The organism is Hymenobacter cellulosilyticus (assembly GCF_022919215.1).
In the GTDB taxonomy this organism is placed as follows: domain Bacteria; phylum Bacteroidota; class Bacteroidia; order Cytophagales; family Hymenobacteraceae; genus Hymenobacter; species Hymenobacter cellulosilyticus.
In genome coordinates, this window is the sequence record NZ_CP095046.1 from 2044184 (window position 1) to 2068603 (window position 24420).

Annotated in this window: 22 protein-coding genes and 3 pseudogenes; 17 read left to right on the top strand and 8 right to left on the bottom strand. The window is 60.0% G+C overall.

The window, feature by feature from the left end; genetic code table 11:
• Positions 1-13 precede the first annotated feature (13 nt).
• The 15 genes and pseudogenes from MUN79_RS09985 to MUN79_RS10055 all read left to right on the top strand — a co-directional run bounded on the left by MUN79_RS09985 (position 14) and on the right by MUN79_RS10055 (position 17777).
• A complete protein-coding gene (locus MUN79_RS09985) occupies positions 14-1822 on the top strand; it encodes a RagB/SusD family nutrient uptake outer membrane protein (RefSeq protein ID WP_244677524.1) in 1809 nt (602 codons plus the stop codon).
• 101 nt (positions 1823-1923) lie between these two features.
• Complete coding sequence (locus MUN79_RS09990) at positions 1924-3483, top strand: tagaturonate reductase (protein WP_244677525.1); 1560 nt, start codon at positions 1924-1926, stop codon at positions 3481-3483.
• Between the two features lie 129 nt (positions 3484-3612).
• On the top strand, positions 3613-5589 hold the full coding sequence (locus MUN79_RS09995) for an alpha/beta hydrolase family protein (RefSeq protein WP_244677526.1): 1977 nt from the start codon (positions 3613-3615) through the stop codon (positions 5587-5589).
• A gap of 209 nt (positions 5590-5798) precedes the next feature.
• Positions 5799-7480, top strand: a pseudogene (locus tag MUN79_RS10000) (sodium/sugar symporter).
• A 440-nt stretch (positions 7481-7920) separates the two neighbouring features.
• Entirely contained in the window at positions 7921-8664 is a 744-nt protein-coding gene (locus MUN79_RS10005) for a rhamnogalacturonan acetylesterase (RefSeq protein ID WP_244677527.1), read from the top strand.
• Positions 8665-8911: 247 nt separating this feature from the next.
• Entirely contained in the window at positions 8912-9730 is an 819-nt protein-coding gene (locus MUN79_RS10010; protein ID WP_244677528.1) for a rhamnogalacturonan acetylesterase, read from the top strand.
• Positions 9727-10683 (top strand): pectinesterase family protein, encoded by a 957-nt coding sequence (locus MUN79_RS10015; protein ID WP_244677529.1) that lies wholly within the window; start codon positions 9727-9729, stop codon positions 10681-10683. Before MUN79_RS10010 ends, MUN79_RS10015 begins: the two co-directional genes overlap by 4 nt.
• Before the next feature lie 135 nt (positions 10684-10818).
• Positions 10819-11838 (top strand): pectinesterase family protein, encoded by a 1020-nt coding sequence (locus MUN79_RS10020; RefSeq protein ID WP_244677530.1) that lies wholly within the window; start codon positions 10819-10821, stop codon positions 11836-11838.
• A gap of 346 nt (positions 11839-12184) precedes the next feature.
• Positions 12185-13077, top strand: a pseudogene (locus MUN79_RS10030) (family 43 glycosylhydrolase).
• A 20-nt stretch (positions 13078-13097) separates the two neighbouring features.
• A complete protein-coding gene (locus MUN79_RS10035) occupies positions 13098-13754 on the top strand; it encodes a 3'-5' exonuclease (RefSeq protein WP_244677533.1) in 657 nt (218 codons plus the stop codon).
• Between the two features lie 49 nt (positions 13755-13803).
• On the top strand, positions 13804-15714 hold the full coding sequence (locus tag MUN79_RS10040; RefSeq protein ID WP_244677534.1) for a DUF294 nucleotidyltransferase-like domain-containing protein: 1911 nt from the start codon (positions 13804-13806) through the stop codon (positions 15712-15714).
• A 101-nt stretch (positions 15715-15815) separates the two neighbouring features.
• The gene (locus MUN79_RS31785; protein ID WP_244677535.1) at positions 15816-16064 is read left to right on the top strand and encodes a hypothetical protein; all 249 of its coding nucleotides are present in this window, start codon (positions 15816-15818) and stop codon (positions 16062-16064) included.
• Positions 16065-16224: 160 nt separating this feature from the next.
• Positions 16225-16785, top strand: coding sequence for an aldose epimerase family protein (locus MUN79_RS31790; protein ID WP_375378246.1), 561 nt, complete (start codon positions 16225-16227; stop codon positions 16783-16785).
• A pseudogene (locus MUN79_RS32350) lies at positions 16776-17017 on the top strand (aldose epimerase family protein). Before MUN79_RS31790 ends, MUN79_RS32350 begins: the two are co-directional and overlap by 10 nt.
• Positions 17018-17237: 220 nt before the next feature.
• Positions 17238-17777 (top strand): hypothetical protein, encoded by a 540-nt coding sequence (locus tag MUN79_RS10055; RefSeq protein ID WP_244677536.1) that lies wholly within the window; start codon positions 17238-17240, stop codon positions 17775-17777.
• A 396-nt stretch (positions 17778-18173) separates the two neighbouring features.
• Here the strand turns inward: MUN79_RS10055 and MUN79_RS10060 are convergent, their stop codons facing one another.
• The 8 genes from MUN79_RS10060 to MUN79_RS10095 all read right to left on the bottom strand — a co-directional run bounded on the left by MUN79_RS10060 (position 18174) and on the right by MUN79_RS10095 (position 22720).
• On the bottom strand, positions 18174-18521 hold the full coding sequence (locus MUN79_RS10060) for a hypothetical protein (RefSeq protein ID WP_244677537.1): 348 nt from the start codon (positions 18519-18521) through the stop codon (positions 18174-18176).
• A 35-nt stretch (positions 18522-18556) separates the two neighbouring features.
• Positions 18557-19471, bottom strand: a complete 915-nt coding sequence (uvsE, locus tag MUN79_RS10065) for a UV DNA damage repair endonuclease UvsE (RefSeq protein WP_244677538.1) — start codon at positions 19469-19471, stop codon at positions 18557-18559.
• A gap of 262 nt (positions 19472-19733) precedes the next feature.
• Entirely contained in the window at positions 19734-19892 is a 159-nt protein-coding gene (locus MUN79_RS10070; RefSeq protein ID WP_244677539.1) for a hypothetical protein, read from the bottom strand.
• Positions 19871-20404, bottom strand: a complete 534-nt coding sequence (locus MUN79_RS10075) for a carboxypeptidase-like regulatory domain-containing protein (RefSeq protein ID WP_244677540.1) — start codon at positions 20402-20404, stop codon at positions 19871-19873. The genes MUN79_RS10070 and MUN79_RS10075 overlap by 22 nt, the downstream gene beginning before the upstream one ends.
• Positions 20405-20661: 257 nt before the next feature.
• Positions 20662-21324 (bottom strand): hypothetical protein, encoded by a 663-nt coding sequence (locus MUN79_RS10080; protein WP_244677541.1) that lies wholly within the window; start codon positions 21322-21324, stop codon positions 20662-20664.
• Positions 21325-21477: 153 nt separating this feature from the next.
• On the bottom strand, positions 21478-21666 hold the full coding sequence (locus tag MUN79_RS10085) for a metallophosphoesterase family protein (protein ID WP_244677542.1): 189 nt from the start codon (positions 21664-21666) through the stop codon (positions 21478-21480).
• Positions 21636-22496, bottom strand: coding sequence for a metallophosphoesterase (locus MUN79_RS10090; RefSeq protein WP_244677543.1), 861 nt, complete (start codon positions 22494-22496; stop codon positions 21636-21638). Before MUN79_RS10090 ends, MUN79_RS10085 begins: the two co-directional genes overlap by 31 nt.
• Entirely contained in the window at positions 22496-22720 is a 225-nt protein-coding gene (locus MUN79_RS10095; protein WP_244677544.1) for a hypothetical protein, read from the bottom strand. Before MUN79_RS10095 ends, MUN79_RS10090 begins: the two co-directional genes overlap by 1 nt.
• Before the next feature lie 143 nt (positions 22721-22863).
• Between MUN79_RS10095 and radC the strand changes: the two genes are divergently transcribed.
• Positions 22864-23595: a RadC family protein gene (gene radC / locus MUN79_RS10100; protein ID WP_375378248.1), complete on the top strand. Its 732-nt coding sequence runs from the start codon at positions 22864-22866 to the stop codon at positions 23593-23595.
• A 105-nt stretch (positions 23596-23700) separates the two neighbouring features.
• On the top strand, positions 23701-24342 hold the full coding sequence (locus MUN79_RS10105; RefSeq protein ID WP_244677545.1) for a DUF1684 domain-containing protein: 642 nt from the start codon (positions 23701-23703) through the stop codon (positions 24340-24342).
• Positions 24343-24420 lie beyond the last annotated feature (78 nt).

Here is a 24420-nt window from a genome sequence, read left to right on the forward strand (position 1 = left end):
ACCCACCCATCCGATGAAACGCATATTTCGCTCCACAATGGCTGCCCTGGGTATTGTCTGCCTCTCGGGCTTAATGACGGCCTGCAAAGACTTCCTGGAGGTAGAGCCTACCGCAATTGATACGTCCGAGGCCGTTTTCAGCACCGTCAGCGGGGCCTACAGCGCCGTAATCGGGGCCTACGCGCCCATGGCCGGCGACGCGGCCTACGGCAACCGTATCAGCTGCTACTTCCCCTACGACTCGGAAGACTTCCTGAACGTGCCCACCGGCGACGACGCCGGCGAAGGCCGCCGCGGTATTGCCCGCTACAACTCGAACGTAACCAATGCCGACGTGCGCAACGCCTGGAACGCGTTGTACAAGGGCATTGAGCGCGCCAACATCTGCATCAAGTACATCCCGACGATGGCGCAGTACAACGGCGGGGCCGACCAGAAGGTGATTCAGCGCCTGCACGGCGAGGCTCTCACGCTGCGCGCCCAGTACTACTTCGAGCTGATCCGCAACTGGGGCGACGTACCGGCGCCTTATGAGCCCACCGTGACCGGCCAGGACTTCAACATTCCGCGCACCGACCGCAACGAGATTCTGGACAAGATGCTGGCCGACCTGGAGCTGGCAGCTACCCTGGTGCCCTGGCGCACGGAAGTTGCCGCCGATGAGCGCATCACCAAGGGTGCCGTGAAGGCCCTGCGCGCCCGCCTGGCGCTGTACCGGGCCGGCTACTACACCAGCTCCAAAACCGGGGCCGCCGAGCGTGCTTCGGACTATAAGCAGTTCTACGACATCGTACGCCAGGAGTGCGCCGAGCTGATGGCCAAGCGCGGGGAGCACGACCTGAACCCGAACTTCGAGGAGCCCTTCCGCAGCATTGCCGAGTTGCGCCGCGACGCCAAGCGCGAAATCATGTTTGAAGTGGCCATGGGCGGTACCGTTAACGGCTCGACCACCGACAGCAAGCTGGGCTACTACAACGGGCCGCGCATCACGGCGGCCTCGGCCAACCTTGGCCTGAGCAGCGGCGCCATCGTATTGCAGCCGACGTACTTCTACGCCTTCGACTCGACCGATACGCGCCGGGACGTGACCATTGCGCCCTATACTATCAACGCAATACCGGCCAAGATTCCGACCAACATGATTACCGCCTACGACGGCAAGTTCCGGCGGGAGTGGAGCACCAACCCCACTATCCGCAGCGGCTCGGCCCAGGCCCTGGGCTACAACTGGCCCCTGATCCGCTTCTCGGACGTGCTGCTGATGTTTGCCGAAGCCGAAAACGAAGCCACCGGCAGCCCCACGCCCGCTGCCCGCGCTGCGTTGAAAGAAGTGCGTGACCGGGCCTACCGGAATGCTACGGCCCCGGCCGTGCCAACCGGCTACAGCGAGTTTCAGGCTGCCGTGATGAAAGAGCGCCACTTGGAGTTTGGCGGCGAAGGCATGCGCAAGTATGACCTGATTCGCTGGAACAAGCTGGGCAGCACTTTCCAGGAAATTAAAACCACGCTGCGCGGCTGGATTGCCGACCAGACCGGGGGCGGGCAGTACGCCAACATTCCCCTGAACATCTTCTACAACCTGCGTCCGGCCACCGGCACCCCGCCCATCAGCAACTACGTGCTGGCCCGCTCGCTCTACCGGCCTTCGCCCTCGGTGGACACGCCTCCGGCTAACACCACCGCGGTGGCCTGGCGCCGGAGCGTAACCGAAGCCCGCATCGCCGACATTGCCTCCGGCTACCAGCCCGCCCGGCAGTTGCTGCCCATCCCGGCTGAGGCGCGCAATACCAATAACCAGCTCACGCAGAACGTCAGCTACTAAACCTGGCTGGCCTGAATGCGGAAAGCGAATGCCCGGGCCACGGTCTTCCTGCGAGGAGGCCGTGGCTTGTGGTTTACGCCCCTCTGTTTTAAGCCAAGCCAGTGTGCTGTATCCCACTCAGAGTCTACCAGCCGCTGCTTTTTTATGACTTATCTCTCCCAACGATTACTCGGCAGGCTAACTCCGCCGTAGCGCTGCCCGAGGCCTCCCTGCTGACGCTGCCCGAAAAAGTGCTGCAGTTTGGCACCGGCGTGCTGCTGCGCGGCCTGCCCGACTACCTCATCGACAAAGCCAACCGCCAGGGCATTTTCAACGGCCGCATCGTGGTGGTCAAGTCGACCGATGGTGGTGACATCAACGCCTTCAGCCGCCAGAGCGGGCTCTACACCCTGGGCATCCGGGGCATTGAGGACGGACAGCAGGTCGAGGAAAACGTGGTGTGCTCAGCCATCAGCCGGGTCTTATCGGCCAAAAGCCAGTGGGCCGAGGTGCTGGAATTTGCCAAGAGCCCTGAACTGCAGTTGGTCATTTCCAACACGACCGAAGTAGGCATTCAGCTGGTGGCCGACGATGTGCGCCAGTCTCCGCCCCAGTCGTTTCCGGGCAAGCTGCTGGCCGTGCTCTACACCCGCTGGCAAACCTTCGGCGGCGACAAAACCAAAGGCCTGGTGATAGTGCCCACCGAGCTCATTTCCGACAACGGCAGCAAGCTGGAATGCATTCTGCTGGAGCTGGCCCACCGCAATGAGCTGGAAGCCGAGTTTATCGACTGGCTCGAAACGGCTAACACCTGCTGCAACTCTCTGGTGGACCGCATCGTGCCCGGTCGACCCGACGCAGCCATGCAGGCGGCTCTGGAAGCCGAGTTGGGCTACTCCGACGATTTGCTCACGATGTCGGAAGTGTACCGGCTCTGGGCCATTGAGGGCGACGAAAAGGTGAAGGCGGTGCTGTCGTTTGAGCAGGTCGACAAGGGCGTGGTGATTCAGCCCGACATCAACCTGTTTCGGGAGCTCAAGCTACGCCTGCTCAATGGCACGCACACGCTCAGCTGCGGCCTGGCTTTCCTCAGCGGCGTCGACACGGTGCGCAGCGCCATGGAAGACGAGGTGCTGAGCAGCTTCATTACCCACCTCATGCAGGACGACTTGCGGGCCGGCATTCCCTACCCGGTGGCCGAGGACGTGTCGCGCGAGTTTGGCCGGCAGGTGCTGGACCGGTTCCGCAACCCCTTTATCGAGCACCGCTGGCTGGGCATTACCCTGAACTACTCGGCCAAGCTGCAGATGCGGACCGTGGCCACGCTGGCCTGCTACGCCGAGCGGAAGCAGCAGGCCCCGCGCTACGCGGCCCTGGGCTTTGCGGCTTATTTACTGTTTATGCGCGCCACCCGCCAGCAGGAGCACACCTGGTACGGGGCGCTGAACGGCGCTGAGTACCCGATTCAGGACGAAAAAGCCGGCTATTTTGCCGACCTCTGGCAGCGCCTGTCGCCCGCCGAGCTGGTGAGCACCGTGCTGCGCAACCACACGCTGTGGCAGCAGGATCTGACTCAGCTGCCGGGTTTTGCCGACCAGGTTTCGGCCGACCTGCGTCAGATGCTGAACCAGGGTGTGTATGCCACCATCAGCAGCTTGCTGAACACGCCGGTTTCGGCTTAAGCAGATAAGCCAAACATGTACTGCTAATCGAAAAGCCTGGGTGGATTCTTCTGCTCAGGCTTTTTTGGTCAACACTTCTTTCCCCGACTCCCGATGCCGCACCCACGACTGAAACACGTTCTGCTACTCTTGCTCGGCCTGCTGAGCCTGCAACCGGCCCAGGCCCAGAAGCAGTACGACGTGCTCGACTGGAAAGCCAATGTGTCGCTCAATACGTCTCTGGTGCAGCAGATGCACCAGCAGTACGACGGGCGCCGCGCGGCTCTGGCCCAGGCCCGGCAGTCGGAGGCGGGCCTGCGGGCCTACCGCGACAGTGCCCGGGCGCGCTTTCGCCGGATTCTGGGGCCCATGCCGGCCAAAACACCCCTCAAAGCCCGCGTGACCGGCCAGCTGCCCCGCGACGGGTACCGCATCGAGAAAGTGGTGTACGAAAGCACGCCCAAGCACCACGTGACGGCCAACCTTTACGTGCCCAACGGGTCCAGAAAGAAGCTGCCCGGCGTGCTGCTGTTTTGCGGGCACGAGGCCGAGTCGAAAGCCACCGAGTCGTACCAGAAAACCGCCATTCTCTTCGCCAAAAACGGCTTTGTGGTGTTCGTCATTGACCCGATTTCGCAGGGTGAGCGGTACCAGCTGGTAGATGCGGCCGGCAAGCCCCTGACCCGCGGCGGCACCACCGAGCACACCTTGCTCAACAGCGAATCGGCGCTGCTGGGCACCGGCAGCGTGGCCGATGAGCTCTGGGACAACGTGCGTGGCCTCGACTACCTACTCACCCGCCCCGAAGTAGACGCCGCACGAATCGGAGCCTTGGGCAACTCCGGGGGCGCCACCCAAACGGCCTACTTCATCGGCTACGACGAGCGGGTAAAAGTGGCCTCGCTGTGCAGCTACGTGGCCACCGGTGAGCGGGTCCTGGAACTCACCGGCCCTTCCGACGGCTGCGTGATGATTCCCGGCGCCGGCGCGGCCCGCCTCGATGTGGCCGACTGGCCCATCATGTTTGCGCCCCAGCCCCTGCAAATCCTGGCCGGCCGCTTCGACTTCGTGGATTACAACATCATCCAGGAAACCTACGCCGAGCTGCGTCAGGTGTACACTGGCCTGGGCCAACCCGAGAAAGTCAGCCTGTTTACCTACGACGACGGGCACGGCATTTCCCAACCCAAGCGCGAGGCCGCCGTGCAATGGTTTCGCCGCTGGCTCTACCAGGATAACCAGCCGGTGCAGGAGGGAAGCCTGGCTACTCTGAAACCCGAGGAGCTGTGGAGTATCCGCACCGGGCAGGTTTCGACGGCCTACAAAGACGAAGTACTGCTGCCCCAGCGCAACCTAGTTCGGGCGGCCGAGCTGGCCCGCCACCGTCCCAAAGCCGACGCTCAGCACAACCTGCCCGCCCTGATTCGGGAGCAGCTGCGCCTGCCCGCCCAACTCGACGCACCCGTGGCGGTAGAGTGGAAAGGCGAGGTCCAGACCAAAGGCAACGTGACCCTGCGCAAGCTCATTATCCGGCGTGAGGGCGAAGTCCCGCTACCGGCGCTACTGGCCTTGCCCGCCGGCGAAGCACCCGTGACCAAAGTGGTGCTGTGGCTGCCCGAGCGCGGCAAACGTACCCTGGCCGACAGCACGGCCCTGCTGCAAAGCTGCCTACAGCAAAACTGCGCCGTGCTGCTCGCCGACCTGCGCGGCCTGGGCGAAACGGCCGACCCGGAGCAGTTCAACGACAAGAAGTTCTACAACAGCGAGTACCGCAACGCCTTGCTGGCCCTACACACCGGGCAGCCGCTGTTGGGGCAGCGCGTGGTGGATGTGTTTATGGCGTTGCGCTTTCTAGCGCAAACGCCGCGCCTGCAGCCGGCGCCCGTGGAGCTATACGCCACGGGCCGGGCGGCGCTGGTAGCCCAGCATGCCGCTCTGCTCGCGCCCCGCATTAGTGGCGTCTGGCTTGGGCCGGGTACCATCACGTCGTTTACGCAAGTGCTGGCCCAGCCCACGGCCAAGGACTGGTACTCGCTGGTGCTGCCGGGCGTGCTGCTGCGCTACGACCTGCCTGATCTGACCACCGCGTTGGAGCAGCAGCAGCGGCTGATTCCGGGGAATAAGTAGGTGGCGGGAAGGGCCGATCAGGGTTTACGCAATCGGTTGCGGTAGTTTATGTGGCCTCAGAGAGGGTTAAAACCGGGATTTACCGCTTTATTTAGACTCCCAAGGGTGGAACTCAGAGCGCAGAAACTTAGCTTTAGCCGACCTTTCCGCGTGCAGTTGGTCCTGGCTCCGCGCTCCACCTCGAATTCCCTACTCTTTCACCGCTTTCAATGAATCAACTCGCCACCCTAGATTACATTGTATTCTTTGTCTATTTCCTGATTGTATCGGGATACGGCATCTGGATCTACCGTCGCAAAACCGGCCATGATGGTACGGCGGAAGGCGACTCCAAGGACTACTTTCTGGCCGAAGGCTCCCTGACCTGGTGGGCCATCGGCTCCTCACTCATTGCCTCCAACATTTCGGCTGAGCAGTTTGTGGGCATGTCGGGCTCGGGCTTTAAGATGGGCCTGGCCATTGCCACCTACGAATGGATGGCGGCCCTCACGCTCATCATCGTGGCCGTGTTCTTTATTCCGGTGTATCTGAAGAACCACATCTTCACGATGCCCCAGTTCCTGCACCAACGCTACAACGGCACCGTGGCCATGATTATGGCCATTTTCTGGCTGATGCTCTACGTAGTCGTCAACCTGACCTCCATTCTGTACCTGGGCGCCATTGCCATCAGCAGCATTGCCGGCCTCAACCTGACCTTCTGCATGTACGCCCTGGCCGTGTTTGCCGTCATTATCACCCTGGGGGCATGAAGGTAATCGGCTTCACCGACGTAATTCAGGTGTTCTTCCTGATTCTGGGCGGTTTAGCTACAACCTATCTGGCCCTCGACATGGTGGCCCACCACTACGGGGAATCGGGTGTTATCAGCGGCTTTAGGCTGATGCAGGATCAGGCCGCCGACCACTTCCAGATGATTTTCAAGCAGGACAACCCCAATTTCATCGACCTGCCGGGCCTGACCGTGCTGCTCGGCGGTATGTGGATTGTAAACCTGAACTACTGGGGTTGCAATCAGTACATCACCCAGCGCGCCCTCGGTGCCGACCTGCCCACGGCCCGCGCCGGTATTCTGTTTGCGGCTTTCCTGAAGCTGCTCATGCCCATCATCGTGGTGCTGCCCGGCATTGCCGCTTACGTGCTTTTCAAGCAGGACATCTTCGGCCCCGAGATGATGCAGGATGGGGAAGTAAACCCCGACCGCGCCTACCCCGTGCTGCTCAACATTCTGCCCGTGGGCTTGAAAGGCCTGTCCTTCGCCGCCCTGACGGCCGCCGTAGTAGCCTCGCTGGCTGGTAAGGCCAACTCCATTGCCACCATCTTCACCCTCGACATCTACAAGAAAGTTCTCAACGAAGGCGCTTCGGAAAAGAAGCTTGTCGCTGTGGGTAAGATTGCCGTGGTAGTTGCCATGATTCTGGGCGTACTGATTGCGCCCCACCTGGGTATCGACAAGAAGGGCGGCTTCCAGTACATTCAGGAATACACCGGCTTCGTGTCGCCGGGTATTTTTGCCATGTTCATTCTGGGCTTCTTTTGGAAAAAAACGACTTCCAACGCGGCCCTGTTTGCCACCATTGGCGGCTTTTTGCTCTCCATCATGTTCAAGTTCCTGCCCGGCCTCGTGGACCTCTCGTTCCTGGCCCCGTTGGGCTTCGCGGTGAAAAGCCAGGCCGGCGTCTACGAAATTCCCTTCCTCGACCGGATGGGCTTCGTGTTCGTCATCTGCATTATCGTGATGGTCATCATCAGTCTGTTCGAAACCAGCCGCGGCGTGGTAGCCAAAGGTCTGGAAGTAGATGCCAGCATGTTCAAGCCCCAGCGCAGCTTCACCATCGGCGCCATGGTCATTGCCGTCCTGCTGACGGCCCTGTACACCATTTACTGGTAACATCGGTAGGAGGGAAGACCTTCGGTACTTTTGAGCAAGGCGGCTGCACTCTCGTGCAGCCGCCTTTTGTTTTTCCTATCCTAAAATTTCAGGCCGTCATGCTGAGCTTGCCGAAGCATTTCTACCGCTTCGTTGTGCATGCCTCAGGGATTAGCAGGGCTGTAGAGATGCTTCGGCAAGCTTAGCATGACGTTCTTTTTGTAACAATAAGTACTTGTCTGTTCGCTTCGTGCCACACCGAATGACAGTAACTAGTGGCAACGTTCCCGGCAACGTTTGCGCAAATAAACTCTTGAAGCTCCTCTTTTCTGGCGGGGAATTGGCCTTACTTGCCTAAACGCGCAACCCGGCTCGGGGTACAAGCGGGCTGACAGGCCGGCGGCCACCCCGGATGGGACACGCAGACGAACTTGCCACATCCCACCCTTCACCCGATCTGCATGGTTCACCGTGTGCTTTCTATGGCCGCCGCGTGCTGCCTGCTGGCCTTGCTGGCCTTCACCGGCGCCCCGCCCGCCGCCATCAAAGTCTACCTCATCGGCGACTCTACCATGGCCAACAAGGAGGAAAAAGCCTTTCCCGAAACCGGCTGGGGCATGCCGTTCAAGTACTTCTTCGACGAAACCGTCACCGTCGACAACCGGGCCATGAATGGGCGTAGCACCAAGTCGTTCCTGGCCGAAAACCGCTGGCAGCCCGTGGCCGCTGACCTTAAACCCGGTGATTACGTCTTCATCCAGTTTGGCCACAACGACGAGGTGCCGACCAAGGCCAACTACACTCCCGAAGCCGATTTTCGGGCTAACCTTGTGCGCTTTATCACTGAAACCCGGGCCAAGAAAGCCACGCCGGTGCTACTCACGCCCGTTGCCCGCCGCAAGTTCGATGCCGCGGGCAAAGTCGAGGAAACCCACGCCGTGTACGCCGGCATTGTGCGCACCGTGGCTCAGGAGCAGAAAGTAGCCCTGATTGACCTGGACGCCACTAGCCTGGCTTTGCTTCAGCAGTTCGGGGTCGAAAACTCTAAGCTGCTCTTCAACCACCTAGCCCAGGTGAGCACCCCAACTACCCCGCCGGCCGCGACGACAACACCCACTTCAGTGAGTTGGGTGCCCGCAAGATGGCCCAGCTCGTGCTGGCCGACATCCGCACCCTCAAGCTGGAACTGGCCGACCGTATTGTGAAGCGAGAAGTCAAAAAGACTGTGGACGCGCAGGCCCGGTAAACAAGGGCCTCTTTCTTCATTTGTCATCCTGAGCCTGCGAAGGACCTTCCTCTTCTAGCCTACTAAGCCAACTACCAGCGTGCTTTAGCTCTGCTCAAGGCTAGACAGGAAGTACATTGAAGAAAGCTTTGTCACTACTCAGAGCAAGGTCCTTTGCAGGCTCAGGAAGACAGAATAATTATTTGTTGTTCCCAAACCCACCCGCTATGCAAACATCCTGGCTGAAACGCCTCTGGCCCCTGGCCGTGCTGCTGTTGCTTTCCTTTGCCGGAGCGCCGCCCAAGAAGATCAAGCTCTACCTCATCGGCGACTCCACCATTGCCCAGAAGGTCAAGCAGACCTTCCCCGAAACCGGCTGGGGCATGCCGCTGCCCACGTTCTTCGACTCGACGGTGGTCGTCGACAACCGGGCCCAGAACGGGCGTAGCACCCGCACGTTTCTGGCTGAGAACCGCTGGCAGCCCATTGTGGACGCCCTGCAGGAAGGCGACTACGTCTTCATTCAGTTCGGCCACAATGACGAGTCGGAAGCCCACCCGGACCGCTATACCTCTCCAGCCGACTTCCGCCAGAACCTGCGCAAGTTCGTGACCGAGACGCGGGCCAAGAAAGGCTACCCGGTGCTAATTACGCCCGTCACCCGCCGCAAATTCGACAAGGAAGGCAAGCAGCAGGAAACCCATGCGCCCTACACTACCGCCACGGTGGACGTAGCCCGGGAGCTAAAGGTGCCGCTGATTGACCTCGACAAGATGAGCCGGGAGCTGCTGCAGAAATACGGCGTCGAAAACTCCAAGCTGCTGTTTCTGCAGCTTGAGCCCGGCGACCATCCCAACTACCCCTACGGCCGCAACGACAACACCCATTTCAGTGAGCTAGGCGCCCGCAAGATGGCCCAGCTGGTCATGAGCCAGGTAGTAGCCCAGAAGCTGCCCCTTTTGTCGGAGCGCATTGCTAAGCCCACGGCCAAAAACGCCGTGCCGCCCGCTAAAACCGGCAAAGACGCCCAACCCACCACGCCATGAGGAAATTCCTAACACTGCTCAGCCTGAGCTGGGTGCTGCTAATCGGCCGCGCCTTTGGCTACGATTTCGTGGTGGCCCAGGACGGCTCGGGGCAGTACCGCACCGTGCAGGAAGCCTTCAACGCCGTGCCCGACTTCCGCAAGAAAGTCACCACTATCTTCATCAAAAAGGGCGTTTACAAGGAAAAGCTCATCCTGGCCGGCTCCAAGAATCTGGTCAAGATTATTGGCGAGGACCGGGAAAAAACCATCCTGACCTACGACGACTACAACCAGAAGAAGAACATCTTCGGTGAGGACAAGGGCACCTCGGGCTCGTCGAGCATCTACATCTACGGCTCCGACTTCTCGGCCGAGAATATCACCTTCCAAAACTCCTCGGGTCCCGTGGGCCAGGCCGTGGCCGTGTGGGTGGCCGGCGACAAAGCCCGGTTCCGGAACTGCCGCTTCCTGGGCTTCCAGGACACGCTCTACACCTACGGCTACGGCAGCCGGCAGTACTACAAAGACTGCTACATCGAGGGCACTGTGGACTTCATCTTCGGCTCCAGCACGGCCTTTTTCGAGGACTGCACTATCTTCTGCAAGAAGGGTGGGGGCTACGTCACGGCTGCTTCCACCCCCGACAGCACCCGCTACGGCTACGTGTTCCAGAACTGCAAAATCACCGGCGACGCCCCGGCAGGCAGCTTTATGCTGGGTCGGCCCTGGCGGCCCTATGCTAAGACGGTCTACATCAAGTGTGAGCTGGGCGAACAAATCAGCGCCGTGGGCTGGGACCATTGGGGCAAGGAAACCAACAAGCAAACCGCCTACTACGCCGAGTACCAAAGCAAGGGCAAAGGCGCCCAGCCCAAGCAGCGCGCAGCCTGGAGTAACCAGCTCACCGACGAAGAAGCCAAGCAGTACACCCGCGAAAAAGTGTTCCGCAACTGGGACCCGACCAAGGACTAGCGCTTATCTGGTTGCCCCGCCAAAAGAACGTCATGTCGGTTGCCCTCGCGCCCGAGATGGTTCCTCTCTGCTTGAAGCGCAGAATGGTCGACATGAGGTTCTGTTATCCTTTTTATAGAAGTATTGAGCTGCTGAATGCAATTTTTCCCGCTTGTTCTCGCTGCCACGCTGCTGCTTAGTGCTACCCAGCTTCGCGCCCAAACCACGCCAACGGTTCCTGCTACCCCAGCCGCCAAGCCCGCCCCAACGCCCGCGCCACCGCAAGTCACGCGCATGACCGTGGCCCAGGATGGCTCGGGTGACTACCGCACTATTCAGGAGGCCGTGAATGCCTCCCGGGATCTGTCGCAGGTAACCGTCACGATTTTCATCAAGAACGGTACCTACCGGGAAAAGCTGGTGGTGCCCTCGCACAAAACCCACGTGACGCTGCTGGGTGAGAGCAACACCGGCGTCATTATCACCTTCGGCGACTACTCCGGCGACGCCGAAAAGCACAGCACCTACACTTCCCACACCGTGCTGGTGCAGGCCAACGACTTTACGGCCGAGAACATCACCTTCGAAAACTCCGCCGGACCGGTGGGCCAAGCTGTGGCCCTGCATGTGGAAGGCGACCGGGCCACGTTCCGCAACTGCCGGATGCTGGGCAACCAGGACACGCTGTATATGGCCGTCGAGAACAGCCGGCAGTACTACCAGAACTGCTACATCGAAGGCACCACCGACTTCCTCTTCGGCACGGCCACGGTGGTATTCGAGGGCTGCGAGCTGCGCAGCAAGCGCAACTCTTACATCACGGCGGCCTCCACTACCGCCCACCAGCGCTACGGCTACGTGCTGCTGAACTGCAAGCTCACGGCTACCGACGAGGCTAAAAAAGTATACTTGGGCCGACCCTGGCGGCCTAATGCCAAAACCGTGTTCATCAACTGCGAGCTGGGCGCCCACATCACGCCCGCCGGCTGGGACAACTGGCGCAATCCGGAGAATGAGAAAACGGTGTACTACGCCGAATACAACTCCACCGGCCCCGGCGCCAACGCCAAGGAGCGCGTGAAGTGGGCCCGCCAGCTCACGGCCAAGGAAGCCAAAAAGTACACGCTCAAAAACATCTTCGCGGGCGGCGCAGGCTGGGAGCCAGCCCGGAAGTAGAGGGATACTGGGTGCGCTGGAGTAAAACCGACTTTCATGCAGCGCGCAGCGAAGCATCTCGCGGGCAATGGTAATCAGATGGCATTGCAACATCAGCATGAAGATGCTTTGCTCTGCATGACGTTCTGTTCCCCGTAACGACAGCACGCGAGATGCTTCGGCTTCGCCTCTGCATGACGTTCTGGGTTATAGAATCCAGACAAAAAAACCAACTCACTTCCCGATGAAGAACCTGCTCTTGCTTGTCTGTCTGCTGTTAAGTCAACTGGGTGGCAGAGCCCAAACCCCGGCCGCTGGGCCCGTGAAGAAAACGGTGAAGGATTTCCCGCATACCGGGGAGCCACCCATGCCGCCGGTGAAGCCCATCTTGGACACGCCCCTGCGCGACGCCAGCATCTGCCTGGGACCCGACAAAACCTACTACCTCACCGGCACCATCGGCCCCGACTTCATGGTGTCCAACGAAGGCATCAAGGTGTGGAAGTCGAAGGATATGAAAACCTGGGAGCCGCTGGGCCTGGTGTGGAGCATTGAGCGCGACGGTACCTGGCAGAAGCAGTGGACGGTGAAGAACGGCAACCGCCGCCGGGCTCTGTGGGCCCCGAAATCCGCTACCTCAACGGCAACTTCTTTATTGCCTACTGCGTCACGGGACTGGGCACGGGTCTGCTCAAAAGCACCACCGGCCGGGCCGAAGGGCCCTACGTGAGCACCAACACCCCCGATGCGCCCCTGACGCCTACCGGCATCGACGCCTCCCTGTTCCAGGACGACGACGGCAAGGTGTACTTCCTTTACGGCAGCGGCAGCATCGCCCCCATGAATGCCGACCTGAGTGCCCTGACCGGACCCTTTGTGCCCCTGCGCAGCGCCCTGGCCGATACCGACATCGACCATCACCACCCCAACCGACCCTGCAAGACCGAGGAGCTGAATCACGTAGGCTTCGAGGGCGCATATTTGTTTAAAGCCAATGGGCGCTATTATCTATCTTGCGCCGAGCGGTATTATGAGCGCTACCACTGCATGACGGCCGAATCCAGCACGTTGTTAGGCCCCTACGGTCCGCGCTACGTGTCGGTGCCCTACGCGGGCCACAACGTCTTTTTCCAGGACGTGAAAGGCAAGTGGTGGAGTACTATGTTCGGCAACGACGACGATGCACCCGTGCAGAAGCAAGCTGCCGTGGTGCCGGTTGAGTTTGATACCCAGGGCCACATCCGACCCGTAGTGAACTAAGAAAAAGCCGTTTGCCCGCCGTGAGAGAGTATGTGCTGTTCGTCGATACCGAAACCTCCGGCATTCCGCAGGACTGGAATCAGCCCTACTCGGTGCTGGGCAACTGGCCCCACATTGCCCAGTTGGCCTGGGTGATATACACCAAAGACGGAGCGGAAATCAAGGCCGAAACCCACTACATCCTGCCCAGCGACTACGACGTGAGCCCCGCCTCGGTGAGCGTGCACGGCCTGACCCGGGAGTTTTTGCTCGAGCACGGCAAGCCCCGGCACGAGGTCATGCACCGCCTGTTTCAGGACTTGCTGCGCTATGAGCCCCTGGTGGTGGCCCACTTCATGAAGCTCGATTTTCACATGCTGGGCGTGGGTTTTTACCGGGCCGGCCTGGAAAACCCGCTGGAAGTATTGCCCACCTTTTGCACCATGCTTACCACCGGCCGCTTCGTGCGCAGCGGCCTGCGCACCCACCTGCGCCTGGGGAGCTCTACGAGCGGCTGTTTCAGGAGCCCCTGGAGCGGCAGCACGACGCGCTGGTGGATGCCTACGCCACAGCCCGCTGCTTTTTCGAGCTGTGGCGGCAGGGCGACGTTACCGACGCCATCATTGCCGCCCAGGCTCCGTTCCGGCAACCCACGGCGGCGGCCGAACCCCGCTATTGGCTTATACTTGCCGGGCTGATCCTGCTTTTGCTGCTGGTGCTGGCCGCCACCCTTATACTGCTCTAACAATGACCGAACGGATAGACTTCCTGCGCACCGTCCAGCCCTTCGACTTGCTGCCCGAAGACGTGCTGCGGGAAATTGCCGAGCTGCTGGAAGAAGTAACTCACCCCCGCGAGGCCGTTATCTACATGCAAGACGTGAGCAAGCTGCGCGGGCTCGACATCGTGGTGGCCGGGGAGTACGAAACGTTTTTCTACGACAGCCAGCAAACCAAGCGCCTGGTGGAGCACTGCGGACCGGGCTGCTGCTACGGCGGAATTTCGGTGCTGCTGAATAAGAAACGCTCCTTGCGCACGGTGCTGGCCAAGAAGGGCACCAAGGTCTACTTCCTGCACCGCCGCGACTTCCGCGGCCTGTGCCAGGCCTACCCGGCCTTCTTCGAGTACTTCACCACCAAGTACGGGCAGCGCATGCTCAACGACGAGTACGCGCACTTCGTGAAGCTCAACCAGGGCGGCGTGGCCCAGAATTACCTGGCGTCCGACCAGCTCTATTCCCGTCGCCTCGAAGCCGTGGAGCTGCGCGACATCGTGGCCTGCCCCGGCACCACGCCCATTCAGGAAGTGGCCCGCCGCATGGCCGAGGCCCGCACCAGCTGCTACTTTATTACCGACGCCCAAAGCGGCGACATCACCGGCTTCGTTACCGACATTACCCTGCGCGACAAAGTGGTGGCCGGCCTGCTCGACGCCCGCCAGCCGGTCAGCACCATTGCCGATGCGCCGGTGGTCAGCATCAGCGCCCAGGCCTACGTGTATGAGGCCATTCTGCTGATGTTTCAGACCAAAACCCGCTACCTGCTGGTGCAGGGCGAGGCCGGGACATACGTGGGGTTTGTAAGCCGCAACAAGCTGCTCAGCGACCAGGCTCAGTCGCCGTTTATCTTTATCCAGTCGGTAAAGCAGGCCGTGTCAGGTGCCGAGCTGCGGCGGCGCTGGGAGCAGGTGCCTGACATGGTGTACCAGCTACTGGACCGGGGCGTGAAGCCCGAAATCGTGAACCAGCTCATCACCAGCATTTCCGACACCATTGCCCTGAAGGTCATCGAGGGCGTGATTCAGGAGCTGGGGCCGCCGCCGGCCAAGTTCGTGTTTATGGTGTTGGGCAGCGAGGGCCGCAAGGAGCAAACCCTGCTCACCGACCAGGACAACGCCATTATCTACGAGGACAAGGCCAACGAGCAGCGCGAGGCCGTGCGGGCCTATTTCAAGCAGTTTGCCACCCGCGTCTCCGACCAGCTCAACGACATCGGCTTCAGCTTTTGCGAGGGTGGCTTCATGGCCAAAAACCCGAAGTGGACGCACTCTTTGTCGCACTGGAAGCGCAATTACACCGAGTGGATCAGCGAGTCGAACCCCGAGGCCGTGATGCAGTTCGCGGCCTTCTTCGACTGCCGCTACCTCTACGGCGACGCCACCATTATGGAAGAGTTGCAGGCGTTTCTGAGCGAGCAGCTGCAAGTGCCCCACGACCGGTTTTTCTACTACATGGCCATCAACGCCCTGCAGTTTGAGCCCCCGCTGACCTTCTTCCGCAACATCCGCACCTTCACCGTGGGCTCCCAGCAGGTCTTCAACCTAAAAAAAACGATGACGCCCATCGTGGACCTGGCCCGCATCTACGCCCTCAAGCACCGCATCTTTCTGACCAATACCGGCGAGCGGCTGGCGGCTCTGCAGGAGCAGGGCGTGTTCTCCGACAAAGAGTACCACGAGCTGCTGCAGTCGTACTACTACCTGATGGGCATGCGCCTCAAGAAGCAGGCCGTGCAGATTATCAGCGACAAACGCAGGCCTGACAACTACCTGGACCCCAAGACCCTGACCAGGGTGGAGGAAGTCAGCCTGAAGGAAATTTTCAAGGTTATCGGCGACTTTCAGCTCAAGATTAAGGTCGGCTTTGCTAAAATTCTCTAGTATTGACCGGGCAAGAAGTTTCTGATTTCAGCCCGGTTCCGTCGCCTTCTCACCCACTTCTGCGTTTTATGATACCATCCACGACTACCTCCCTATTCTCTTTGCGCTCTGCTTTATGTGCGGGCAGCCTCATGGCCAGCCTGCTGGCGGGCTGCGAACAAGCTAAAAAGCCCGAGCAAACGGCCGCCGAGTCTGGCTCCGCGGCTTCCAACCCCGCAACTGAATCCACTCCAATCATGCCCACATCCGCTTCCTTCGGCAAAACCTCAGACGGCACTGAGGTGCAGCTCTTTACCCTGACCAACGCCCACGGCCTGCAAGCCACCATCAGCACCTACGGGGCATCGTAACCAGCCTGCTCGTGCCCGACAAAGCCGGCAAACTCGGCGACGTTGTGCTGGGCTTCGATAACGTGAGCGGCTATCAGAGCCCCGCCTACCAGAAGTCGGGACCCTACTTCGGGCCCTGATTGGGCGCTACGGCAACCGCATTGCCAAGGGCCAGTTTACCCTGGAGGGCAAAACCTACACGCTGGCCAATAACAACGGGCCCAACCACCTGCACGGCGGGCTCAAGGGCTTCGACAAAGTCATCTGGCAGGCGGAGCCCGGCAGCTCGGCGGCGGGCCAGACGCTCACGCTGACCTACGTAAGCAAGGACGGAGAGGAAGGCTACCCGGGCAATTTGACCGTGACGGTGGTCTACACCCTGACCCCGGACGACGCGCTGCAGATTGACTACTCGGCCACCACCGACAAGGCCACACCCGTCAACCTGACCAACCACAGCTATTTCAACCTGAGCGCGGGCCAGAGCCAAGACGTGCTGGCCCACCAGGTCACGCTGCCCGCCGACCGCTACACCGTGGTCGATGCCGACCTGATTCCCACCGGCGAGCTGCGGGCGGTGAAGGGTACGGCCTTCGACTTTACCACGGCCCACGCCATCGGTGAGCGGATTGCCCAGGTGCCCGGCGGCTACGACCACAACTGGGTGCTGAACGCGGCCAGCGAGGGCCGCACCCGGCGGCCACCGTGTACGAGCCCACGTCGGGCCGCACGATGCAGGTGAGCACCACTGAGCCCGGGGTACAGTTCTACACCGGCAACTTCCTCGACGGCAGCCTGACGGGCAAGGGGGGCGGGTCTACGGCAAGCACGCGGGCTTCTGCCTGGAAACCCAGCACTTCCCCGACTCGCCCAACCAGCCTAAGTTCCCCTCCACCACCCTGCAGCCCGGCCAGACCCTGCGCTCCACTACGGTGTATAAGTTTGGGGTTCAAGGTGGCAGCGCACAAAACTAAGCCACTCGGCGACCCTACGCCCCGCATTGCCTGAACAGTGACTGAAACCGCCTGGGAGAAGCTTCCCAGGCGGTTTTTTGTATTGTGGGTGTCTTTGTTAGACTGGCACTTTAAGGGTATGACTGGGTTTTTTTCCAACACCGGAGGAGTTTTCCCGTAAGAGACCTTACCGTGGATAACCATCCCGGTTCCTTCTCTCTACTTCATACACTCTCACACTATGAAAACTGCATTCGCTCTCGCCGCCCTTTTCGCTGCTGGTATCACTTCGGCTTCGGCTCAGACCACTTCCGGCTCTACTACGGCTGGTGCTTCAACATCAGGCACTTCTACTTCCGGCTCCATGACGAGCGGTTCGTCGACCAGCGGCTCTTCAACTAGCGGCACGATGGGCACTACCTCGGGCACCATGGGTACGGGTACCACTTCGGGTACGTATAACAGCGGTTCTACCGGCACCACCAGCGGTACGATGGGTACTACCTCGGGCACCATGGGTACCGGCACCACCAGCGGTACGATGAGCACCGGCACTACTTCGGGCTCGATGGGCTCGGGTACTACCTCGGGCACTTATAACGGCTCTACCGGCACCACCTCGGGCTCGGGCACTATGAGCACGGGCACCACCTCGGGTTCGACCATGAACTCGGGTGCCATGGAGAGCGGCAAGGTGAAAACCAAAGCCGACAAAAAGAACAAAATGAAGGCCAAGGACGAAAACATGAAGGCTAAGGCTAAGACCAAGCCCGGCATGTAATTCCTCCCGGATATCTTTACCGCAGCCCCGTTACCTCAGGTAGCGGGGGCTGCGCGTTTTTGGGCATTCAGAGCCCAGCCGTGCAGCTTCATAGCTCCAACTGCTGCCTCATAAGACTTGAGCCGGGCTTCCGCAGCCTTAGGCCCTGCCTTAGCATGGTCACCGCCTGCTTTCTTAACCACAGTGGGCCCTTTCAACATCTCGGCGCGAGCTTCCAAGACCTCGGCGCGAGCAATTATTGGAACCGGGAAAGCAGTTGTGCACATGAAAAGCGCCAGGTAGCGCAGGTTCTATTCGCCCTCCCAAACTCAGACCGCGAAATGCACAGAAAAGCCCGTCGGAACTGCTTCCGACGGGCTTCTTTGTTCGTTAAAAAAGTAAAAAGTATTGGGAAGACTAGCCTTGCAGGTCGGTGCCGAGGCGCAGCAGCAGGTCGCCGATGGAGCGGATGCCCGCCTGCTGCTCAGACTCAGCTTGGAAGGCGTACTGCGTAGTCTGGGAGCCCAGCAGGCTGAGGGCGCGGCCGATGGCGGGGCCATCAAGTTTGGGCGCGGTCAGCAACGACTGCAGGTTGCCTAGTTCCCGGGCAATATCCTGCAGGGCCGGAATCCCGCTCTGCAGGAAGTCTTGTTGCCAGGCCTCCGTGTTGTCCATAGCGGCACTGATGGGGATATTGGTCAACCCTTGTTTGAGGGCGGCAATGGTATTGGCAAGGTGATTTTGGGGCAGGGTTTCGTTAGCCATGAAGCTGGGAAGAAGAGGGGAAAGGAAAGTATAGATCAGGAAGGGGAACCAGCCTCGGCGGCTACCAATTGCAGCTCACGCAACACACTGATGGCCCGGCAGGCACTGGCTTCCTTGTCCTTTATTTCGAGCATGATATCAACGTCCAAGCCGTGCAGGTGGGTGAGAAACTCGCGGAACAGTTCTTCCTCCAGCGTGCTGGTGTGCTTGCCTTTTCGCTCACCAACTTGCTGGGAGCTGTAGTCCATCATCAACACTCCATCGCGCTCCGGGTGCCAGGTGCTGGCCGCCAGCTGCAAGGCCTCGGCCATCGGCTCGCCATGGTTGAGACACTCGTGGTGAAAGTTGTCGAACAGAATCGGAATGCCCACCGCCTCGTGCACCCGCAGACAGTCACGCAGGCTGAACAGACGGTCGTCGTTCTCGATAACCAAGCGCCGCTGCACTGCCGCCGGCAGGTCACGGTAGGTGGAAATAAACCGGCTGATGGCCAAGTCCCGGTCGCCGTACAGCCCACCCACGTGAATCTGCAGCTTGGCGGTGCTGTCGAGGCCCATCAGGTCCAGCATCGAGCCCTGATACACTAACTCGGCCACACTGCGCTGCACGATGTCCTCACTGGGCGAGTTGAGTACCACAAACTGGTCAGGGTGGAAGGAGATGCGCATGCGCTGGGCCTTCACGTAGTCCCCAATGGCCTGGAACTCGGCGGCAAAGCGAGTCTGCCACGGAAAAGTGTTGATGGGGTGGGAGCCAAAGGGCACGATGCCCGAGCTGATCCGGAAAAACCGCAGCTCGTTGGCCACATTATACTCCAGAATTCGCTGCAGGCACATCAGGTTGGCCGCTACGGCCAACTCTACCCGTTCCGCCGAATACGACGCCAGTCGAAACGTGGCCGACGAGGTGCAGTCCAACGATTCATTTACGCAAGGATACCCAATTCTCATACCCGAGGTTTACGCGGGGAGAAAGGTGAAGTTGTGCAAGGTGGACTGTTAGGGGCGTCATTTAGGGTCCTTGTGAGCAGCGCGAAGCAATCCGTCCTCTGCTAGTGACAACCGCTCTTTTACCAGAAAGCCCTTTACTCCTGCTGGAATAAAGGGCTTTCACTTAGGAATGCTCGGTACATTTCAGAGGACGGATTGCTTCGCGTTGCTCGCAATGACACATTAAGTATTGGCGCATCAGCACATTTGCCTCATTCGAGCATCATTCGTAGCCGCGGTTATCCTTAAAGTTCTTGTTGTACTTCTGGCGGGCTTTTTCGGCGGCCTCGGCTTTCTCCTGAAGTCTAATAGCCTCCATCTTGCGGCGCTCCTGTCCTTCCCGGGAAAACTGGTCATAGATCAGGCTGATGGGGCTTGCCAACGTGGGAATCGGGTCACGAGGAGCAATGGTATCAACGGGAAACAGCGGCTTGGGCGGCGGCGGGCGGCGTACGGCGTTGGCTGGGGCGTGGGTCGGCGCACATTGCGCAGGGCCCGGTTTATCGTCGACCGGTCGGGGCGGCCTTCCTGAATGCGCACTTCCCCGAGCTGAATACTGTCGCGCACCAAGTAAATCTGGACGACAATCTGGGACAGGCCGGTGCGGTCCAGGGGCAGGCGCTGGGGCTTGAAGCCCACGGCTCGAAACAGCAGCGTATCGGTATTGGATACAGTAATGCTGAAGTCGCCCTCGTTGTTGGCCACCGTGCCCTTGTTAGTGCCTTGTACAAAGACGGCCGCCCCGGGAATGGGCTTACGGTCTTTGGCTCCGGAAACTGTACCCGTCACGCGGACCTGCGCCAGGGCTACCCCAGCCCACAGCCACAGGCCGGCCAGCAGGCAGAGCGCCCGCGCTGCGCATAAATGCTGTAATACTTGAAAGAAACCCTTCACGAAACGGATAAGAATACAAACGACTGGCAAAGTAGTTCCCAATGGAGCCCAAAACCCCGGGCACCGTTGCAGGTAGCAGTGCCGAAACAACGAAAAAACTCCCGCAAAGGTGCAGAGTCTGCCGCGAGAGTCCCACTTGCCGCTGCCGGGTTACGCCCGCTTTTAAGTTGGTAAAGAAGCTACCCTGACAGAAATAAAAAAAGCCCGATCGACCAGACCGGGCTTTTTATCTGCTAGTTCAGTGGTTTGGCAGATGCCTACTCCGTTTTGGTTTTGGTACCGTCGGCGGCTTTGGTTTTCACCTTGCCGTTGTCCTTTACCTTGAGCTTGTTGCCCTCGGCGTCCTTGGCCTTGAGCTTTTCCAGCTGCGTACCGTCCGACACAGAGCCGCTGGCCGACGAGCCCTCAGTCGAGGTGGTCGTGCTCGTTTCCGTGGTAGTCGTGGTGCTCATGTTCGAGTCATCCGTATTCGACGACATGGCCGAGTTGTCGTCCATGTAGTTCGACTCATCGTAGGCCGAGCGGTTGGTTTCGTAAGCCTGGTACTGGGTGGGGTCGGTGAAGATGGACTTGAATTCCGTGTCCGTTTCTGTGCTGGCCTCGCGCATCGCGGCGGCCATGCCGGTGGTATCTGTGGTGTACTGGTTGCGCAGCTCAGCCATGCGGCGGGCGCGGTTGTAGTAGGCCATTCGCACCCGCGAAACCGTAGCCGTATCCTGAATTTTCAGGTCTGAGGCCATGCGGGTAGCAATGGTATTGGCCCGGGTGCGGTACTGCGAATCCATGTCACTGGTATTCATTGCCGTGCCTTCGGCCCCGTCGGTTACGGTGGTCGTAGAGGTATCGGTCGTCTTTTCCTGCGAGCAGGCCGCCATGGTGAGTGCCCCGGCACACGACAACAGCAAGAGGGTCTTTTTCATAGAAGAGAAGTCGAGAGTTGTGAGAGAGAAATCAAAATTGCTGAGGACTATACGCGGCAGTAAATTGCCCGGTTGCTCCTGGTGAAGTTGGAAAATAAAAAAAGCGACTAGGAATAATCCTAGCCGCTTTTTCGCGGAGAAAAATTGTTGAGCTTAGGCCCGTCGTAGCTCAAACACGGTGATTTCGGGCAGGAAGCCCACCCGGCCGGGGTAGCCGATAAAGCCCAGACCGGCATTGACGTACAGGTACTGCTTGCCGCGCTGGTACAGGCCGGCCCACTGCTTGTAGGCGTATTGCACCGGGCTCCACTTCAGAAACGACAGGTTGACGCCAAACTGCATGCCGTGGGTATGGCCCGAGAGCGTGAGGTCAATGTCCTCGTACTGATGCACTTCGCCGTCCCAGTGGGAGGGGTCGTGGGAGAGCAGGATTTTGAAGGGGCATCGGCCTGGGAATGAGCCTTGGCCAGGTCGCCGTACTTAGGAAAGCCCATGCGGGCACCCCAGTTCTGCACCCCGATGACGGCAATTTTCTCACCGTTGCGCTCAATGTGGTGGCTTTCGTCGAGCATCAGCTTCCAGCCGATTTTGGCGTGGTTCTGCTTCAGACGAGCCAAGTTGGCTTCCTTAGCCGCCCGGCCGCCCTGCTCGTTCCAGTTGATGTAGTCGGCGTAGTCGTGGTTGCCCAGCACCGACAGAATTGGCAGCTTGGACTGAATGCCGGCCAGCGTGTCGATGTGCTCTTCCACTTCGTGGGCGTAGTTGTTTACCAGGTCGCCGGTCATGAAGATTAGGTCGGCGTTCTGCTTGTTGATCATGTCTACAGCACGGCGCAGCGGCTCTTTCGACTGAAAGGAGCCCGTGTGCAAGTCCGAAATCTGCAGCAGGGTAAAGCCGTCGAAGGAAGCGGGCAGGTTGGGGAAGCGCAGGGTCACGCGTTTCACGGTGTAGTCGGTGCCGCCCTTTACCATGCCCCAGATCAGGGCTACGAAGGGAATAGCACCCAGTACCAAAGCCAGCTTGCTGATAAACTCACTGCGGGAAATGGCCGGCCCACCGGCGGTGCCGTCGGACTGGGCCATCTTTTGGTACGCCCAGCGCCCTACCCGCACGATATCCTCGATGAGCAGGGGCAGCAGAATCACGATTTTGGCCGCTATCATAGCCAGCATTAGTCCCCGAAGTAGGAGCGGAACGAGGCGTGCTGGGTGCGGTTCATCAGGGCCCAGAAGCCCAGACCCCAGATGCCGATTGTGAGCAGCCAGTACAGGGCCGAGGCCGCCTTGCGGGTTACGGGAGTGGCGCTTTGCAGCGCGGTGCGCACGGCCTGAAAGCCGTACCATTCGGCCACCAGAATCAGCAGCAGAAAGAAGATACCAGAAAGAGAACGAAACATATGGGGGATAAAAGCTCCGGGAACGGCCTGCTAAAGCAAGCCCGTGTATCAACGAAGACGATGGAATCGGGTTTTTACTTTATTTTCCGGTCACTACAACAAGTATACCTTATGCAAGAGTTTGACAATCTGACCAGAAAACTATCCTTGCCGGACGCCGAAGCTGCCAATCCGGTGTATTACCAGACCCCGCCAGCTTCAGCATCAAGAGCTGGGCCGAGGAAGACCGGCCCCGCGAAAAACTGATGCAGAAAGGCCGCACAGCCCTTTCCGACGCCGAGCTGATGGCCATTCTGCTGGGCTCGGGCACGGCCAAGCTCTCGGCCGTGGACGTGGCCAAGCTAATCTTGGCCGCCGTGAAAAATGACTTGAACGAGCTGGCCCGACTATCGGTCAAGGAGCTAATGCGCCACAAGGGCATCGGCGAAGCCAAAGCCATTACCATCGTGGCCGCTTTGGAGCTGGGAAGGCGGCGCAAGGAAACGGCCGCCGCGGCCCGCACCACCATCACCTGCTCCCTGGACATCTACAACCTGGTGCGGCCCAACCTGCAGGATTTGCCTCACGAAGAGTTCTGGGTGATTCTGCTGAACCGGGCCAACGTGGTGATGCGCAAAACCAGCGTGAGCAGCGGGGGAGTGGCCGGTACCGTGGCCGACCCCAAGATGATTTTTAAGGAAGCCCTGGAACAACTGGCCAGCAGCATCATTCTGGTCCATAACCACCCCAGCGGCAACCGCCAGCCTTCGGCCGCCGACATAGCCCTGACCCGCAAACTCAAGGAAGGCGGGCAGTTTCTGGATTTGCCCGTGCTCGACCACCTCATCTACACCGACCACGGGTACTACAGCTTCGCCGACGAGAATATTCTGTAAGGTTGGAGTCGCCCGTAGCGCAAACTGTGCGGTTTGGACTACGGGCGACTCCAACCTTTAGTGGCAGATGCTTTGCCAGGTCTGGGTGCTACCTTTGCGCCTGCTATGCGCATCAACCCCAAACTTCTCATCGGCCTGGGCCTGCTGGTCGTCTTTGCCTACTTTCTGCAGGACCTCGTGCTGGGCCACGACCAATACGCCACCGGCATCCAGAAAGCCCGGACCGAGAAAAACAACTCCTTCCGGCGAATGAAGGACTCGCCGCTCAACGCCGAGCAGCGCGACCATTTCGACTCGCTGCAGTACTTCGCGCCCGACAAAGCCTTCCGCGTGACGGCCCAGCTGGAGCGGTTTGCCCGACCCGATACCATTGCCATGCCGCTCACCGATGGCAAAGCCGACAAGTATTTGCGCTGGGGCAAGGCTTTGTTTACGCTTAATGAGCAACCCCAGCAGCTGGTTTTGTTTCTGAAGGTGAATGACGAAAACCCCGAGCTGTTCGTGCCCTTTACCGACAAAACCAACGGCTTCGACACCTACGGCGGCGGCCGCTACCTCGACGTGGCCCTGCCGGCCGAGCAGGACAAGGAAGTGGTGCTGGACTTCAACGGGGCTTACAACCCCTTCTGTGCCTACAACAACGAGTATGCCTGCCCCGTGCCGCCGGCCGACAACCGCCTAGCCATACCCATTCCGGCCGGGGAGAAAAGCTTCCCCGAGGAAGACCATACCGGCCACTCGCACTAGGTTTTTGCCGCCCGCCCGAATCCGTACCTTTGCCCCGCCCGTGCCCAGCTGTTTGCTGAGGGCAGAGCTTCTTGCTAA

Coding starts and splice junctions, on each gene's coding strand:
- MUN79_RS09985 (WP_244677524.1), top strand. CDS start 14: ATGAAACGCATATTTCGCTCCACAATGGCTGCCCTGGGTATTGTCTGC.
- MUN79_RS10005 (WP_244677527.1), top strand. CDS start 7,921: ATGGTTCACCGTGTGCTTTCTATGGCCGCCGCGTGCTGCCTGCTGGCC.
- MUN79_RS10010 (WP_244677528.1), top strand. CDS start 8,912: ATGCAAACATCCTGGCTGAAACGCCTCTGGCCCCTGGCCGTGCTGCTG.
- MUN79_RS10015 (WP_244677529.1), top strand. CDS start 9,727: ATGAGGAAATTCCTAACACTGCTCAGCCTGAGCTGGGTGCTGCTAATC.
- MUN79_RS10020 (WP_244677530.1), top strand. CDS start 10,819: ATGCAATTTTTCCCGCTTGTTCTCGCTGCCACGCTGCTGCTTAGTGCT.
- MUN79_RS10040 (WP_244677534.1), top strand. CDS start 13,804: ATGACCGAACGGATAGACTTCCTGCGCACCGTCCAGCCCTTCGACTTG.
- MUN79_RS10055 (WP_244677536.1), top strand. CDS start 17,238: ATGAAAACTGCATTCGCTCTCGCCGCCCTTTTCGCTGCTGGTATCACT.
- MUN79_RS10060 (WP_244677537.1), bottom strand. CDS start 18,521: ATGGCTAACGAAACCCTGCCCCAAAATCACCTTGCCAATACCATTGCC.
- uvsE (WP_244677538.1), bottom strand. CDS start 19,471: ATGAGAATTGGGTATCCTTGCGTAAATGAATCGTTGGACTGCACCTCG.
- MUN79_RS10080 (WP_244677541.1), bottom strand. CDS start 21,324: ATGAAAAAGACCCTCTTGCTGTTGTCGTGTGCCGGGGCACTCACCATG.
- MUN79_RS10085 (WP_244677542.1), bottom strand. CDS start 21,666: ATGCAGTTTGGCGTCAACCTGTCGTTTCTGAAGTGGAGCCCGGTGCAA.
- MUN79_RS10090 (WP_244677543.1), bottom strand. CDS start 22,496: ATGCTGGCTATGATAGCGGCCAAAATCGTGATTCTGCTGCCCCTGCTC.
- MUN79_RS10095 (WP_244677544.1), bottom strand. CDS start 22,720: ATGTTTCGTTCTCTTTCTGGTATCTTCTTTCTGCTGCTGATTCTGGTG.
- MUN79_RS10105 (WP_244677545.1), top strand. CDS start 23,701: ATGCGCATCAACCCCAAACTTCTCATCGGCCTGGGCCTGCTGGTCGTC.